Origin of the sequence: Pantoea allii (assembly GCF_046529425.1) — a bacterium.
GTDB classification, from domain to species: domain Bacteria; phylum Pseudomonadota; class Gammaproteobacteria; order Enterobacterales; family Enterobacteriaceae; genus Pantoea; species Pantoea allii.
This window is the reverse complement of record NZ_CP125958.1, coordinates 965,372-979,053: the sequence shown is the minus strand read 5'-3', so window position 1 is coordinate 979,053 and position 13,682 is coordinate 965,372. Positions and strand designations below refer to the sequence as shown.

The window sequence follows — 13,682 nt, the reverse complement described above, 5'->3', positions numbered from 1 at the left end:
CAATGTTATGAACGAGCTATAATTTATGATCTACATCACACTGTGTATTACAGCATAGCTGCCTGTCATCTGATACTCACATAACAACAACAATCTATTGCGCAAATGGCAATAATTGACACACACACCAACTACGCTTATTAAACATACTGTTAGAGAAAGAAATACTGCTTTACGCACCAGACGTTGAGAAAGGTTGCCAGCGAAGTAGCCGTTTTTTTGCTAATACCGATTTTAGTTATCAATAAAGTATTAGCGTTGCCGATATAGCTCTTATGAATCGCCAGATGAAATGCAGTCCTACTGACGCGGAGAGAGAAAATGCAACGGCTTATCGTTTTAATGGTAATCAGTCTTACGGGCTGCTCAGTCGGTCATTATGAATACAGCAGAGAAGCTGAGAAACGCGTTGATATGACCGTGACCGGCATTCCAACCGTGCTGGGTGTGGGCACACTGGGTACCACCATTCCGTTAACCCCGAACTACAGCCTTACGGCGGCCCACGTGGCGAAATATTCGCTTTACCGTGTGAAAGCCTGGCATCCGGAATGCGATCTTGCGGTCGTGTACCACAAAAACAGCGAAGCCAACCTGCCCCCATCATTCCGTAACAGCCATATCGGCGACCAGGTGAATCTTTATGGTTACAGCTTCATCTCCGCCATGCCCGTGAGCTCAACAGGCAAAAACCTGGTGAACACGACGTTAGCCAATGACTGGAATAAAGCAAACTGCGTGGTCGTGGCTGCCAATGCAGGCGTGGTTAAGGGCATGTCAGGCGGCGCAGTTTATAACGCCTCTGATGACACCCTGGCTGGCGTGATTATCGGCTACAGTCAGCGCATCAACGATAACCATAGTGGTAAAACCTTATATAAAGATGTGGCGCTGTATGTGCCCTATGCCCGTTTTCAGACCTGGCTGGATGATGCTGTGAAATCTTAGGATTTTTCATCCGGCAGTCCGGGATGCGTGCCCATCTGCTGCTGCGGTGGGTTAAGCCATCTGTCTTTGCGCGTTGCCTCGTAGTCGCGGTTGAGCGGATAAGTAATGCGATTCTCCGGCTTGCTGACCTCGCCGACCACCAGAAAGCGCGCGTCGGCGTCACTGTTATTAATAAAGGTGTGGCAAATACCGGTGCCGGCCGGAAAAGCCACTGCATCGCCCGGTGACAACGGGTAGAGTTCGCCATTGATCCAGGCGTGGGGATTGCCTTCCAGCACGTAGATAAACTCTTCTTCTGCACTCTCTGCATGAGGATAAGACATGCGTCGTCCGGGTCGTAGCCTTTCATGATGGATGCCGAGCCGGGTTAACCCTGACAGTTTTGCCAGAGGTGTACCAATGGACATCAGCTCATCGCTATCGGAATAATGTTCGTTGTCTTCGCCTTCCAGCGCTTGCCAGTGAAGAATGCAGTCAGGACGTTGCTTCATGATGATCGCTCCAGGTTGAGATTGTCAGCCTGGCAGACGAGGGAGGATTACTCAAGTCGACGCACATTGTGAGGCATGGCGGGCAGCAGAAATGAAAAAGGCCGGAATCACCCGGCCTTTAACCAGCATCTGATAATTACTTTGAGCCAGGGCGCAACGCCGGGAACAGGATAACGTCACGGATGGTATGGCTGTTGGTAAACAGCATGACCATGCGGTCAATACCAATGCCTAACCCAGCCGTTGGCGGTAAGCCATGTTCCAGCGCGGTAACGTAATCTTCGTCATAAAACATCGCTTCATCATCGCCCGCATCTTTCGCATTAACCTGCTGCAGGAAACGCTCTGCCTGATCCTGCGCATCGTTAAGCTCAGAAAAGCCGTTACCGATTTCACGTCCGCCGATAAAGAACTCGAAGCGGTCAGTGATTTCAGGATTCTCGTCGTTACGACGAGCCAGCGGAGAGACTTCAGCCGGATATTCAGTGATAAAGGTTGGCTGAATCAGGTGCGCTTCAGCGGTTTCTTCAAAGATTTCCGTCACTACGCGGCCTAAGCCCCAGCTTTTCTCAACCTTAATATGCAAGGACTGGGCAATGGCTACCGCTTTGTCGAAATCCTCCAGATCGGCCAAATCAGTTTCCGGACGGTATTTCTTGATCGCCTCACGCATGGTGAGTTTTTCAAACGGCTTACCGAAGTCGAATTCCTGTTCACCGTAAGGCACAACGGTGCTGCCTAACACGTCCTGCGCCAGGGTACGGAACAGGCTTTCGGTCAGTTCAATCAGGTCTTTGTAATCCGCATAAGCCATATAGAGTTCCATCATGGTGAACTCTGGGTTATGACGTGGCGAAATGCCCTCGTTGCGGAAGTTACGGTTGATCTCGAATACGCGATCAAAACCGCCCACGACCAGACGTTTCAGATACAGCTCTGGCGCAATACGCAGATACATATCAATATCCAGCGCATTATGATGCGTGATAAACGGACGCGCCGATGCGCCGCCCGGGATCACCTGCATCATCGGCGTTTCCACTTCCATAAAGTCGCGTCCAACCATGAACTGGCGAATGCCGGCCATGATCTGTGAACGGATTTTGAAGGTGTTACGTGAGTCATCGTTGGCAATCAGATCAAGATAACGCTGACGATAGCGCGTTTCCTGATCGGCCAGCCCGTGGAATTTGTCGGGCAGCGGGCGCAAGGCCTTGGTTAACAAGCGCAGCTCTGAGCAGTGGATCGACAGCTCGCCGGTTTTGGTTTTGAACAGTTTGCCGCGCGCACCGAGGATATCGCCCAGGTCCCACTTTTTGAACTGCTCGTTGTAGATGCCTTCGGCCAGATCGTCACGCGCCACATACAGCTGAATGCGGCCGCCCACGTCCTGCAGAGTAATGAAGGAAGCCTTGCCCATAATACGGCGCGTCATCATGCGGCCAGCCACGCTGACCTCAATGCCTAAGTCTTCCAGTTCTTCGTTACTCTTCTCGTCATAGCTGGCATGCAGCCGATCGGAGGTGGTATCACGACGGAAATCGTTAGGAAACGCCACGCCGTTTTCACGCAGCACGCTCAGTTTCTCGCGACGCGTTTTCAGTTCGTTATTTAACTCAAGTGCAACGTCAGCGCTCTGCGGTTGTTGTTCAGACATGTCGGTTCCTTATAGCCCTGCTTTTAAACTTGCTTCAATGAATCGGTCCAGATCGCCATCCAGCACCGCCTGCGTGTTACGCGTTTCCACGCCGGTACGCAGATCTTTAATACGTGAGTCATCCAAAACGTAAGAACGGATCTGGCTGCCCCAGCCGATGTCAGACTTATTGTCTTCCAGCATCTGCTTCTCGGCATTTTTTTTCTGCATCTCAAGCTCGTACAGCTTCGCCTTCATCTGCTTCATCGCCTGATCTTTGTTTTTGTGCTGAGAGCGATCGTTTTGACACTGGGTTACCGTACCGGTTGGAACGTGGGTAATACGCACCGCCGATTCCGTACGGTTAACGTGCTGACCACCGGCACCAGAGGCACGGTAAACGTCAATACGCAGGTCGGCCGGATTGATGTCGATATCAATATCGTCATCCACTTCCGGATAGATAAACGCTGAGCTAAAGGAGGTATGGCGGCGACCACCGGAGTCAAATGGACTCTTACGTACCAGGCGATGTACGCCGGTTTCGGTGCGCAGCCAGCCAAATGCATAATCGCCAGAGACGCGAATAGTGACGGACTTGATACCTGCCACTTCACCTTCTGACTCTTCAATAATTTCAGTCTTGAACCCTCTCGCCTCTGCCCAACGCAGATACATGCGCATCAGCATGCTGGCCCAGTCCTGCGCTTCTGTTCCACCGGAACCGGCCTGCAGATCAATGTAGCAGTCGGCGCTGTCATACTCGCCGGAAAACATACGACGAAACTCAAGTTCACCGAGTTTACCTTCCAGCACGTCCAGTTCAGCCACGGCTTCGTTGAAGGTTTCTTCATCGTCAGCTTCTACCGCCAGGTCAAGCAGCCCCTGCACATCTTCCAGCCCCTGGTTCATCTGATCGAGCGTATTAACGATGGCTTCCAGTGAGGAGCGCTCTTTACCCAGCGCCTGAGCACGTTCCGGTTCGTTCCAGACGTCGGGCTGTTCCAGTTCTGCGTTTACTTCTTCAAGGCGTTCTTTCTTGGCATCGTAGTCAAAGATACCCCCGAAGAACGTCGCTGCGCTCGCTGAGGTCCTGAATACGGTATTTGACCGGGTTAATTTCAAACATGTGTTTAGCGTCTTTTTTACGTTCGATGGAATAAGAAATTCAGCCTGCGAGTTTACCCGAAACCGACGGCAGTTTGTAGCGTTGAGAAAATGCGCAGGTCTTAATCTTTCGGCTCAGTCAGATGGACTGGCTAAGCCGAAACGGGCGTGACGATGGTAATCATGACGACAGGGGGAACAGTGCCGCGCAATCCGCCTGCCCGGCTAGCTGAGCGGCCAGAGGTGTTCAACAATCAGTTGCACCGACCGGTTACCGCGGTACTCATTGATATCAAGCCGGTACGCGAGTTCAACCTGACGCACGCTGCTGTCAGGCCACAGCGTGGTATCCACATTAAACGCGATACCGTCAATCAGCGGCCCGCCTTCCAGCGGCTCAACCATCAGCTTCAGGTGACGTTCACCGACCAGGCGCTGCTGCAGTAGCCTGAACTTGCCGTCGAAAGCCGGTTCAGGAAAGGACTGGCCCCAGGGACCGGCATCGCGCAGCATTTCCGCCGTCTGAATTGAAAACTCGGCGGGCTGTAACGCGCCATCCGACCAGATAACGCCCTGTAACGCTTCTCCGGCCAGCCATTCGCCCACCAGGTCGGCAAAGCGCTGCCGAAATTCCTCGTAGCGCGTCGCTTCCAGCGACAGTCCCGCTGCCATAGCATGGCCGCCAAACTTCTGCATCAGGCCGGGATGCAACGTATCAAGACGTTCAAGCGCGTCGCGCAGATGCAAACCCGCAATCGATCGTCCCGATCCTTTCAACATGCCGTCACCGGCAGGTGCAAAGGCAATGACCGGGCGATGGAAGCGCTCTTTCAGGCGGGAAGCCAGAATGCCGACCACGCCCTGATGCCATTCGGGGTGATAAAAGGCCAGCCCCAGCGGCAGATCGCTTTGCTCGCTCTCCAGCTTTTGGCATAACGCCAGCGCCTCGCTCTGCATGCCCTGTTCTATCTCTTTGCGCATCTGGTTAAGCGCATCCAGTTCACTGGCTAACATGCGTGACTGGCTGAGATCGTCGGTCAGTAACAGCGCCACGCCAACAGACATATCATCCAGGCGTCCGGCAGCATTAAGCCGCGGACCCAGCGCAAAACCCAGGTCGCTGGCGGCCAACTGGCGGGCATCGCGGTTAGCGATTTCCAGCAGAGCTTTAATTCCCGGTCGGCATTTGCCAGCCCGGATACGGCTCAGGCCCTGCCACACTAAGATGCGGTTATTCGCATCCAGCGGCACCACATCCGCCACCGTACCCAGCGCCACCAGATCCAACAGGTCCGCCAGATTAGGTTCCGCTCGCGTGGCTCCAAACCAGCCCTGGGTTCGCAGATGCGCGCGCAGGGCCATCATCAGATAAAAGGCCACGCCAACGCCCGCTAACGAGCGAGAGGGAAAATCACAATCCGGCAGGTTGGGATTCACAATGGCATCAGCATCCGGCAGTGTTTCGCCCGGCAAGTGGTGGTCGGTGACCAGCACCGCAATGCCGTGCTGATGCGCCACCTGCACACCGGCGTGGGAGGAGATACCGTTATCCACGGTCAATATCATCTCGGCACCGCGCGCCCTGGCCTGCTCCACCACTTCCGGACTCAGACCGTAGCCATCTTCAAAACGGTTGGGCACCAGATACTGCACGTTGCTGTATCCCATGCTGCGCAGTGCCAGCACCGTCAGCGCGGTACTGGTGGCACCATCGGCATCAAAATCGCCTACAATCATGATGCAGCGGCCATCCAGAAGAGCCTGATGAAGCAAACTCACGGCCTTGTCTATACCGCTTAATGCGCTGAAAGGCAGCAGGTTTTTCGCGCCTCTCTCCAGCTCGGCGGCATCGGTAACGCCACGTTGCAGATAAAGCCGACGCAGGAGTGGCGGTAAATCAGCCGGTAACGCCGGCTGATCAGCCACCGCCTCACGGCGACGTAGTTCGACTTCGTGCTTTACCACGCCTTAACCACCACGCTTTTGATTATCCAGTACCTGCTTGAGTTCCTGTGGGCTTTGATAGCCTGGGATCATCATTCCGCTATCGGTCAGAATAGCTGGCGTACCCTGAATGCCGAACAGCACACCCAGTTGGTACTGCTTGCCGATATCGATATTGCATGAGGCTGGCGCATCCATCTTCGGCACATCGCCTTTCATTGCCTCATCAAAGGCTTTGTTGCGATCGGCGCTGCACCAGACGGCCTTCATGGCGCTGGCGACTTTGCCGTTCATGCCTTCACGGGGGAAAGCCAGATAGCGAACGGTGATCCCCAGCGCGTTATAGTCCGCCATTTGCTCATGGAGTTTGTGGCAGTAGCCGCAGGTGATATCCGTAAACACCGTCACCACATGCTGCTCTTTTGGCGCTTTATACACGATCATTTCCGGGACCAGCGCCTCAACTTTCTTATCCAGCAGCGCATTCGTGACGTTGACCGGCTGAGTGCCGCTGACATCATAAAGCGGCCCCTGGATCATGTGTTTACCATCATCGGTAACGTACAGCACGCCACTTTCGGTGAGCACGGTTTTAAAACCCGGCAGGGGCGAAGGTTGAATCTCAGTCTGGTGCAAACCCAGTTTTTTCAGGGAAAGCTGAATGGCGCTGTCATCAGCGTGGGTCAATCCGGAAAAGGCGCTGGCCAGAAGCGCCAGCATGGCAACATGTTTGTTCATTGTTTTCCTTACTATCCGTCGGTTATGCGCGCGGATGATGCTGTTGATGTAACAGTCGCAGACGTTCCGTGGCGACATGAGTATAAATCTGTGTCGTTGAGAGGTCGCTGTGCCCCAGTAACATCTGTACGACACGTAAGTCAGCCCCGTGGTTCAGCAAATGCGTGGCGAAAGCATGGCGCAGCACGTGCGGTGAAAGCTTTTCGCTGTCGATGCCCGCCAGCGTGGCGTAATGCTTGATACGATGCCAGAAGGTTTGTCGCGTCATCTGCTGGGCGCGGTTACTGGGAAAGAACACGTCCAGCGTCTGCCCATTGAGCAGCCATGGCCGTCCGTGCTCCATATAATATTCCAGCCAGTAAACCGCCTCTTCACCTAATGGCACCAAACGCTCTTTATTGCCTTTACCGATCACCCGCACCACGCCCTGACGCAGGCTGACATCATTCAGGGTCAGTCCCACCAGTTCTGAGACACGCAAGCCGGTGGCGTATAACAATTCCAGCATGGCTTTGTCGCGCAGTTCAAGCGGCACATTGACATCCGGCGCCTGCAGCAGGCGATCTACCTGCGCCTCGCTCAGATCTTTTGGCAACCGCTGGGGCAGTTTGGGGGCTGCCAGCATCGCGCTGGGATCGTCAGATCGAATCTTTTCGCGGTAGAGGTACTGAAACAGGCGGCGCATGGCGCTGAGCAGGCGTGCAGAGCTGGAGGCTTTATAGCCGCCCTCAAGCCGCTCCGCGAGAAACTGTTGCAGATCGGGCGCACTCAGCGTCGTGAGCGTCAAACCGTTATGCACCAGCCAGCCAGTGAGGGTTTGCAGATCCTGTCGATAGGAAGACAGGGTATTTTGCGCCAGATTGCGCTCAATCCACAGCGCATCAAGAAACTGTTCTGTCAGTTCACTATCTTGCACGTTTTCCCCACCGTTCAGTATGAAATCGTGCTCATTATGCCTGATTCAACCCTGCTTCTGATACAATTACGCCAAAGTCAGGATTAACAGAGCACTATCTGCATGAAAATAGGTCTTTTTTACGGTTCCAGTACCTGTTACACCGAAATCGTAGCGGAGAAAATTCGGGATTTTATTGGTGACGAGTTAGTGACGTTGCACAACGTGAAAGATGACGATCCGCGTCTGATGGAAGACTATGATCTGTTGATTTTGGGCATTCCTACCTGGGATTTTGGTGAGTTACAGGAGGACTGGGAGGCAATCTGGCCCCAGTTACCCACTCTCAATCTGCATAACAAGATAGTGGCACTGTACGGCATGGGCGACCAGATTGGCTATGGCGAGTGGTTTTTGGATGCTTTGGGCATGCTGCATGAGCTGCTACAACCAATGGGCGTGCAGTTTGTCGGCTACTGGCCACTGGACGGCTATGAATTCACCAGCCCCAAACCGCTGAGCGCTGATGGCAAACAGTTTGTCGGGCTGGCGCTGGACGATGTTAATCAGTTTGAAGCGACGGATGAGCGCGTCGAACAGTGGTGCGAACAGATTCTGACCGAGACTGCCGACCGGCTGTAACCTCTGTTCTGCAGCCCTTGTCCAGAAAGCGGTGTTAAAAACCGCCGTTCAGAAACGGGGGCTAAGAAGCCGCTGTTAATTCACTTTCTTCAGACAGGGTTATCCAGAAATCATTGTTTTGAAGGCCGTGTTTTAAAAGACATGTTTTGAAAACCGTGCTTTAAAGCCGTGTTCTGAAAGCCCTGTCCTGGGCGCGTTATTCTGGAAACCTTATTCAGGAAACATTGTTCAGGCAACGTTGTTCTGCAAAAAGTGTTCTGGGAAGCGTGTTCTGAAAACATGGCTCTGGAAGCCTTGTTCAGCGGTCAGGTGTCACTGAAACAGCGAGCCCGTAACGCGCGCCATTCCTCTGGCTGCATGTTGTCCTGCATCAGCCAGAGCCGTAAAGTCTTGCCGTTGCCGTTGCGCAGGACCAGTAAGACCGCGCCGGGTAACCAGTACAACGGCTGGTGCGTTTGCCAGCTGTCACCTTGCCAGCGCCAGTCGCGATTGCTGTCGCGCTGTAACCAGCCGTGCCGTTGGCGTAAACGGCGATCCTGTCGCCACCCTTCCCACAGCACTACGGCGACCAGAACCGACTTAATCATCCACTCTGCCGCAGGCAGTTCCATTATCCCGACGCCTGCTATAGTCATTAACAGAGCCAGGGTTAAGGTCGTGCGTGCGTGCAAAGAGGGATGAAGGTTACATCGCCACCGGTCCGCGTTCACGATTGCGCTGCTGGATAAGTTTAACCATACGATTCAGTTCGGGATCGCCCGGTTCGCCATGGTTCATCAACCAGTTGAAAAGATCGGGATCGTCACTTTTCAGCAGGGCGATAAACACTTGCTTATCCGTGTCGTTGAGCGTGTCATATTCGTACTTAAAGAACGGCATAATAGCGATATCCAGCTCCAGCATGCCACGACGGCAGGCCCAGTGAATTCGTGATTTATCATCAATATCCATGCAACAGTTTCCACATTTCACATCGTGGCCGCTAGTGTACCCTGGATTAATGCTGACTGCAGGCTCACAACGCAACCCTGTGCAACGCGCCGCAGAGTCAGGTTTTTTTAACACCTCAGTACGCGTTTTGTGCGCCCTTTTCAGTAAACAGGTTGCATTGCCAGTGTGCTCTTTTAACATTGAAGACATTGTTCCGGATGAACCTTCATACTCAGGATTTATCGATGCCAACATTTACGCTTCCCCCACGTCAGCCCGCAGCCTCGTCACGCCTGCCGTTAACGTTAATCTCTCTGGATGCCTGGGCACTGGTTTCCGTCGTCGGCCCCGACAGCACGCCTTATTTGCAGGGCCAGTTGACTCTGGATGTGGCAGCGCTGGATGCGGCTCACCATCTGCCTGCCGCCCACTGTGATGCTAAGGGCAAGATGTGGAGCAACCTGCGTCTGTTTCATCGTGGTGAGGGCTATGCCTATTTGGTGCGTCGCGAGCTGCGAGACACGCAGTTGCCTGAGCTGAAAAAATATGCCGTTTTTTCTAAAGTCACTCTGGCGGCGGATGACGATGTCGTTTTGCTGGGCGTCGCCGGTTTCCAGGCACGTGCCGCGCTGGCGAATGTCTTTGACACGCTGCCCGACCACTCAACTCCCGTAGTACAGCAGGGCGATACAACGCTGTTGTGGTTTGAACATCCTGCAGAACGTTTTCTGCTGGTCACGTCGCTTTCACAGGCAGAAGCGCTGAAACAGAGGCTGGCGGAGGATGCGCAGTTCAATGACAGCACACAGTGGCTGGCGTTAGATATCGAAGCCGGTATTCCGGTCATCGACGCGGCCACCAGCGCGCAGTTTATTCCCCAGGCTGCAAACATGCAGGCACTGGACGCAATTAGCTTTAAAAAAGGCTGTTACACCGGCCAGGAAATGGTGGCAAGGGCCAAGTATCGCGGCGCGAATAAACGTGCGCTCTACTGGCTGTCAGGCCAGGCCAGTCACCTGCCCACCGCTAACGACTCGCTTGAGCTGCAGATGGGCGAGCGCTGGCGTCGCACGGGCACCGTTCTTGCGGCGGTCCAGCTGGACGATGGCGTAACCTGGGTGCAGGTCGTGATGAACAACGATCTGGAGCCGGACAGCGTACTACGCGTTGAAGGCGATGAAGGCGGTAAGCTGCAGATTCAGCCCTTGCCTTACTCGCTGGAAGAAGGCTGAGTTCAGGGGCGGGATCTTGTCCCGCCCTTTTTTCTTTACATGACGTAGAAGTAGATGGCGCAGAAATGGCAAATACAGCCGCCTAAGACAAAACCGTGCCAGATAGCATGATTAAAGGGCACCCGACGCGCGACGTAAAAAATCACGCCCAGGGAATAGATAATGCCGCCCAACGCCAGCAGCCAGATCCCGCCAGCCGACAGTTTCATCGCCAACTGATAAACCACAATCAGCGAAAGCCATCCCATGCAAAGATAAGTAACCAGGGACAGCACCTTAAAGCGATCGGCGATAGTCAGCTTAAAAAGAATCCCCAACAGCGCCAGGCCCCAGATGACCGCCATTAATCCATAGGCCAGAGGCGACTGTAACCCCACCATCAGGAACGGCGTGTAAGTGCCTGCAATCAACAAGTAGATAGCGCAGTGGTCAACTTTTTTCAGCACGCGCTTAGCACGCGGATGGCTGACAGCATGGTAAAGCGTTGAGGCCAGAAACAGCAGGATCATGCTGCCGCCGTACAGGCTGGAACTGACGATAGTGGTTATTCCAGCGTTCATCGCCATTGCCTTATCAAGCAACAGCACTAATCCTACAATCCCAAACAGGCAACCGAGCCCGTGACTGATACTGTTGGCAATTTCCTCTGCCAGTGGATAACCCTGCGTCGGTAAACTTTTGTGAGTCATAACATTCCTGCCTGAAAAGTGATAACAACTGCAGATTTATCGTGCAACAGAGTACCCAGAAAAAGTTTCAGTGTACAAGTGTAAGCTTAAAATAATTATTGCGGTCAACCCCTGCGCGATTTCTGGTAAAATGCTGGCTAGTCAATTGCCTGATGAGTTTTTCCATGTTCTCGCATCACGATCTTGCCACCCTGAACGATCTTGAAATGCAGGTTTATCAGTACATCATCAAACATCGCGACAGTGTCAGTTACATGACCATCCGCGATCTGGCCGAGCAGGCAGCGGTGTCGACCACCACCGTATTGCGTTTTTGTCGCAAAATGCAGTGTGAAGGCTGGTCAGAATTTCGTATCCGGCTGCGTCTGGCGCAGGAGCAAACGGCCCCTGTGCTGCCGGTCTCGGGCGTCGCGGATATGCTGAGTTTCTTTAAAAGCATCAACAACGATGAGTTTGAGCAGGTCATGCGTCAGGCGGCAGAGATGATCAATCTGGCTGAGCGGGTGTTTTTTATTGGCGTGGGAACATCGGGAAGCCTGGGAAAATATGGGGCGCGCTTTTTCTCGAACGTCGGTAAGTTCAGCCATGCCATTGACGACCCTTATTATCCGGTGAGTCCGAGCTTATATGAAAACGCCCTGGCTATTATCCTTTCTGTTTCCGGCGAAACGGAAGAAGTGCTGCGTATCGCCAGTCAGTTCAGCCTGAATAAGTGTAAAATCATTGCCATCACCAATAGTGAAACCTGCTCACTGGCAAAAATGAGCGACTTTACGGTGTCTTATCATGTACCGGTGATACGAATGGCAGACCACAGCGATATTACGACTCAGGTCCCGGTCATGTATATTATTGAGTCTCTGGGTCGAAAACTGGGTAAATAAAACAAGGCGTTTTTTCGCCGTAACAAATCCCTTTTTTGCTACGGTGTTATAGCGTGACATTATTAAGTGCTTTGCTACACTCAGCCCAATTTTATTGTCAGGGGAGAGAGCGTAATGAGCTTACCAAAAACGTTTCTGTGGGGCGGTGCGGTCGCGGCACATCAGGTGGAAGGCGGCTGGGATCAGGGCGGTAAAGGCATCAGTATTGCCGATGTGCTGACCGGCGGTTCGCATGGTGTGGACCGGGTCATCACTGACGGCGTCCAGCCCGGAAAATTCTATCCTAATCATCAGGCTGTTGAATTTTACTCTCATTACAAACAGGATATTGCGCTGTTTGCTGAGATGGGTTTTAAATGCTTCCGTACCTCAATTGCCTGGACCCGTATTTTCCCGAATGGCGATGAATTGCAACCCAATGAAGCCGGTCTACAATTCTATGACGATCTGTTTGATGAATTACTTAAATACGGTATTGAGCCGGTTATTACCCTTTCCCATTTTGAAATGCCCTATCATCTGGTAAAAGAATATGGTGGCTGGCATAACCGTAAAGTCGTCGATTTCTTTGTTCGCTTTAGTGAAGTCGTACTGAAGCGTTACAAGAAAAAAGTAAAATACTGGATGACCTTTAACGAAATTAATAATCAGCGTAACTGGCAATATCCGCTGTTTGGTTACTGCTGCTCAGGCGTTATTTTCACTGAACATGAAAAACCTGAACAGGCGATGTATCAGGTCATGCATCATCAGTTTGTTGCCAGCGCCAAAGTGGTGAAACTGGGTCATGAGATCAACCCGGACTTTCAGATTGGCTGCATGATCGCCATGGTGCCGGTTTACCCCTTCTCCTGCCATCCGGATGACGTCCTGCTGGCGCAGGAAGCGATGCATCAACGTTATGTATTCAGTGACGTGCAGATGCGGGGTTACTACCCGGCTTATGCACTGAAAGAGTGGGCGCGCAAAGGCTACCACATTGAAATGGAAGCTGAAGATGCTGAAACCCTGCGTAATGGCTGCGCGGATTACGTGGGTTTCAGCTATTACATGAGTACTGCCGTGCAGACCAGCGCCAGCGGCGTAGATGACCCCATTACCGGTTTTGAAGGCGCGGTTAAAAACCCGCATGTTAAAGCCTCAGACTGGGGCTGGCAGATTGATCCCGTTGGCCTGCGCTATACGCTTAACGAGTTGTACGAGCGCTACCAAAAACCCCTGTTTATTGTGGAAAATGGCTTTGGTGCCATCGATAAACCGAATGCACAGGGCGTCATCGAGGATGATTACCGCATTGATTATCTGGCCGCACATATTGAAGAGATGAAGAAAGCCGTCACACATGATGGTGTGGATCTTATGGGATACACACCGTGGGGCTGTATCGACTGTGTGTCTTTCACCACAGGTCAGTACAACAAACGTTACGGTTTTATTCATGTGAATAAAAACGACGACGGCAGCGGCGATTTCTCGCGCGCGAAGAAAAAGAGCTTTGCCTGGTATCAACAGGTTATCGCCAGCAACGGCGAAAAACTGTAAGTCC

The 13,682-nt window shown here is 52.9% G+C and carries 14 protein-coding genes; 5 read left to right on the top strand and 9 right to left on the bottom strand.

All coding sequences use genetic code 11. From position 1 onward, the window contains the following. Positions 1 to 321 precede the first annotated feature (321 nt). Complete coding sequence (locus QNH99_RS04815; RefSeq protein WP_063880797.1) at positions 322 to 948, top strand: hypothetical protein; 627 nt, start codon at positions 322 to 324, stop codon at positions 946 to 948. On the opposite strand, the gene QNH99_RS04810 is transcribed toward QNH99_RS04815, so the two are convergent. The 6 genes from QNH99_RS04810 to xerD all read right to left on the bottom strand — a co-directional run bounded on the left by QNH99_RS04810 (position 945) and on the right by xerD (position 7,780). Beyond that, on the bottom strand, positions 945 to 1,439 hold the full coding sequence (locus tag QNH99_RS04810) for a cupin domain-containing protein (RefSeq protein ID WP_063880798.1): 495 nt from the start codon (positions 1,437 to 1,439) through the stop codon (positions 945 to 947). The genes QNH99_RS04815 and QNH99_RS04810 overlap by 4 nt on opposite strands. A 136-nt stretch (positions 1,440 to 1,575) precedes the next feature. Further along, complete coding sequence (lysS, locus tag QNH99_RS04805) at positions 1,576 to 3,096, bottom strand: lysine--tRNA ligase (RefSeq protein ID WP_063880799.1); 1,521 nt, start codon at positions 3,094 to 3,096, stop codon at positions 1,576 to 1,578. A gap of 9 nt (positions 3,097 to 3,105) precedes the next feature. Then, positions 3,106 to 4,204 (bottom strand): peptide chain release factor 2 gene (gene prfB, locus QNH99_RS04800; protein WP_096011771.1). Its coding sequence is split into 2 segments (ribosomal slippage): positions 3,106 to 4,128 and positions 4,130 to 4,204, totalling 1,098 coding nucleotides; the frame shifts between segments, so codons are not numbered across the junction. Between the two features lie 203 nt (positions 4,205 to 4,407). Then, positions 4,408 to 6,147: a single-stranded-DNA-specific exonuclease RecJ gene (gene recJ, locus QNH99_RS04795; RefSeq protein WP_283355083.1), complete on the bottom strand. Its 1,740-nt coding sequence runs from the start codon at positions 6,145 to 6,147 to the stop codon at positions 4,408 to 4,410. Between the two features lie 3 nt (positions 6,148 to 6,150). Then, on the bottom strand, positions 6,151 to 6,864 hold the full coding sequence (gene dsbC, locus QNH99_RS04790; protein ID WP_063880801.1) for a bifunctional protein-disulfide isomerase/oxidoreductase DsbC: 714 nt from the start codon (positions 6,862 to 6,864) through the stop codon (positions 6,151 to 6,153). 22 nt (positions 6,865 to 6,886) lie between these two features. Then, complete coding sequence (gene xerD, locus QNH99_RS04785; protein WP_096011773.1) at positions 6,887 to 7,780, bottom strand: site-specific tyrosine recombinase XerD; 894 nt, start codon at positions 7,778 to 7,780, stop codon at positions 6,887 to 6,889. 102 nt (positions 7,781 to 7,882) lie between these two features. Here xerD and fldB point away from each other — a divergent pair, with 102 nt between their 5' ends. After that, a complete protein-coding gene (gene fldB, locus QNH99_RS04780; RefSeq protein ID WP_109717004.1) occupies positions 7,883 to 8,401 on the top strand; it encodes a flavodoxin FldB in 519 nt (172 codons plus the stop codon). 305 nt (positions 8,402 to 8,706) lie between these two features. On the opposite strand, the gene QNH99_RS04775 is transcribed toward fldB, so the two are convergent. Both QNH99_RS04775 and sdhE read right to left on the bottom strand, forming a co-directional pair. Beyond that, on the bottom strand, positions 8,707 to 9,111 hold the full coding sequence (locus QNH99_RS04775) for a protein YgfX (RefSeq protein WP_109717003.1): 405 nt from the start codon (positions 9,109 to 9,111) through the stop codon (positions 8,707 to 8,709). Continuing rightward, positions 9,086 to 9,352: an FAD assembly factor SdhE gene (gene sdhE / locus QNH99_RS04770; protein ID WP_063880805.1), complete on the bottom strand. Its 267-nt coding sequence runs from the start codon at positions 9,350 to 9,352 to the stop codon at positions 9,086 to 9,088. Before sdhE ends, QNH99_RS04775 begins: the two co-directional genes overlap by 26 nt. Positions 9,353 to 9,576: 224 nt before the next feature. Here sdhE and ygfZ point away from each other — a divergent pair, with 224 nt between their 5' ends. Beyond that, the gene (gene ygfZ, locus QNH99_RS04765; protein WP_063880806.1) at positions 9,577 to 10,563 is read left to right on the top strand and encodes a tRNA-modifying protein YgfZ; all 987 of its coding nucleotides are present in this window, start codon (positions 9,577 to 9,579) and stop codon (positions 10,561 to 10,563) included. Positions 10,564 to 10,598: 35 nt separating this feature from the next. Here ygfZ and trhA read toward each other — a convergent pair whose 3' ends face one another. After that, positions 10,599 to 11,252 (bottom strand): PAQR family membrane homeostasis protein TrhA, encoded by a 654-nt coding sequence (trhA, locus tag QNH99_RS04760; RefSeq protein WP_096011776.1) that lies wholly within the window; start codon positions 11,250 to 11,252, stop codon positions 10,599 to 10,601. Between the two features lie 164 nt (positions 11,253 to 11,416). On the opposite strand from trhA, the gene QNH99_RS04755 reads away from it, so the two are divergent. Next, positions 11,417 to 12,136, top strand: a complete 720-nt coding sequence (locus tag QNH99_RS04755; protein WP_063881244.1) for a MurR/RpiR family transcriptional regulator — start codon at positions 11,417 to 11,419, stop codon at positions 12,134 to 12,136. Between the two features lie 114 nt (positions 12,137 to 12,250). Beyond that, the gene (locus QNH99_RS04750) at positions 12,251 to 13,678 is read left to right on the top strand and encodes a 6-phospho-beta-glucosidase (RefSeq protein WP_410517362.1); all 1,428 of its coding nucleotides are present in this window, start codon (positions 12,251 to 12,253) and stop codon (positions 13,676 to 13,678) included. Positions 13,679 to 13,682 lie beyond the last annotated feature (4 nt).

Excerpts from the sequence above, each read along its gene's own strand:
- QNH99_RS04755 (WP_063881244.1), top strand. The coding sequence starts at position 11,417 with ATGTTCTCGCATCACGATCTTGCCACCCTGAACGATCTTGAAATGCAG.
- lysS (WP_063880799.1), bottom strand. The coding sequence starts at position 3,096 with ATGTCTGAACAACAACCGCAGAGCGCTGACGTTGCACTTGAGTTAAAT.
- fldB (WP_109717004.1), top strand. The coding sequence starts at position 7,883 with ATGAAAATAGGTCTTTTTTACGGTTCCAGTACCTGTTACACCGAAATC.
- QNH99_RS04750 (WP_410517362.1), top strand. The coding sequence starts at position 12,251 with ATGAGCTTACCAAAAACGTTTCTGTGGGGCGGTGCGGTCGCGGCACAT.
- dsbC (WP_063880801.1), bottom strand. The coding sequence starts at position 6,864 with ATGAACAAACATGTTGCCATGCTGGCGCTTCTGGCCAGCGCCTTTTCC.
- QNH99_RS04810 (WP_063880798.1), bottom strand. The coding sequence starts at position 1,439 with ATGAAGCAACGTCCTGACTGCATTCTTCACTGGCAAGCGCTGGAAGGC.
- ygfZ (WP_063880806.1), top strand. The coding sequence starts at position 9,577 with ATGCCAACATTTACGCTTCCCCCACGTCAGCCCGCAGCCTCGTCACGC.
- trhA (WP_096011776.1), bottom strand. The coding sequence starts at position 11,252 with ATGACTCACAAAAGTTTACCGACGCAGGGTTATCCACTGGCAGAGGAA.
- QNH99_RS04815 (WP_063880797.1), top strand. The coding sequence starts at position 322 with ATGCAACGGCTTATCGTTTTAATGGTAATCAGTCTTACGGGCTGCTCA.
- sdhE (WP_063880805.1), bottom strand. The coding sequence starts at position 9,352 with ATGGATATTGATGATAAATCACGAATTCACTGGGCCTGCCGTCGTGGC.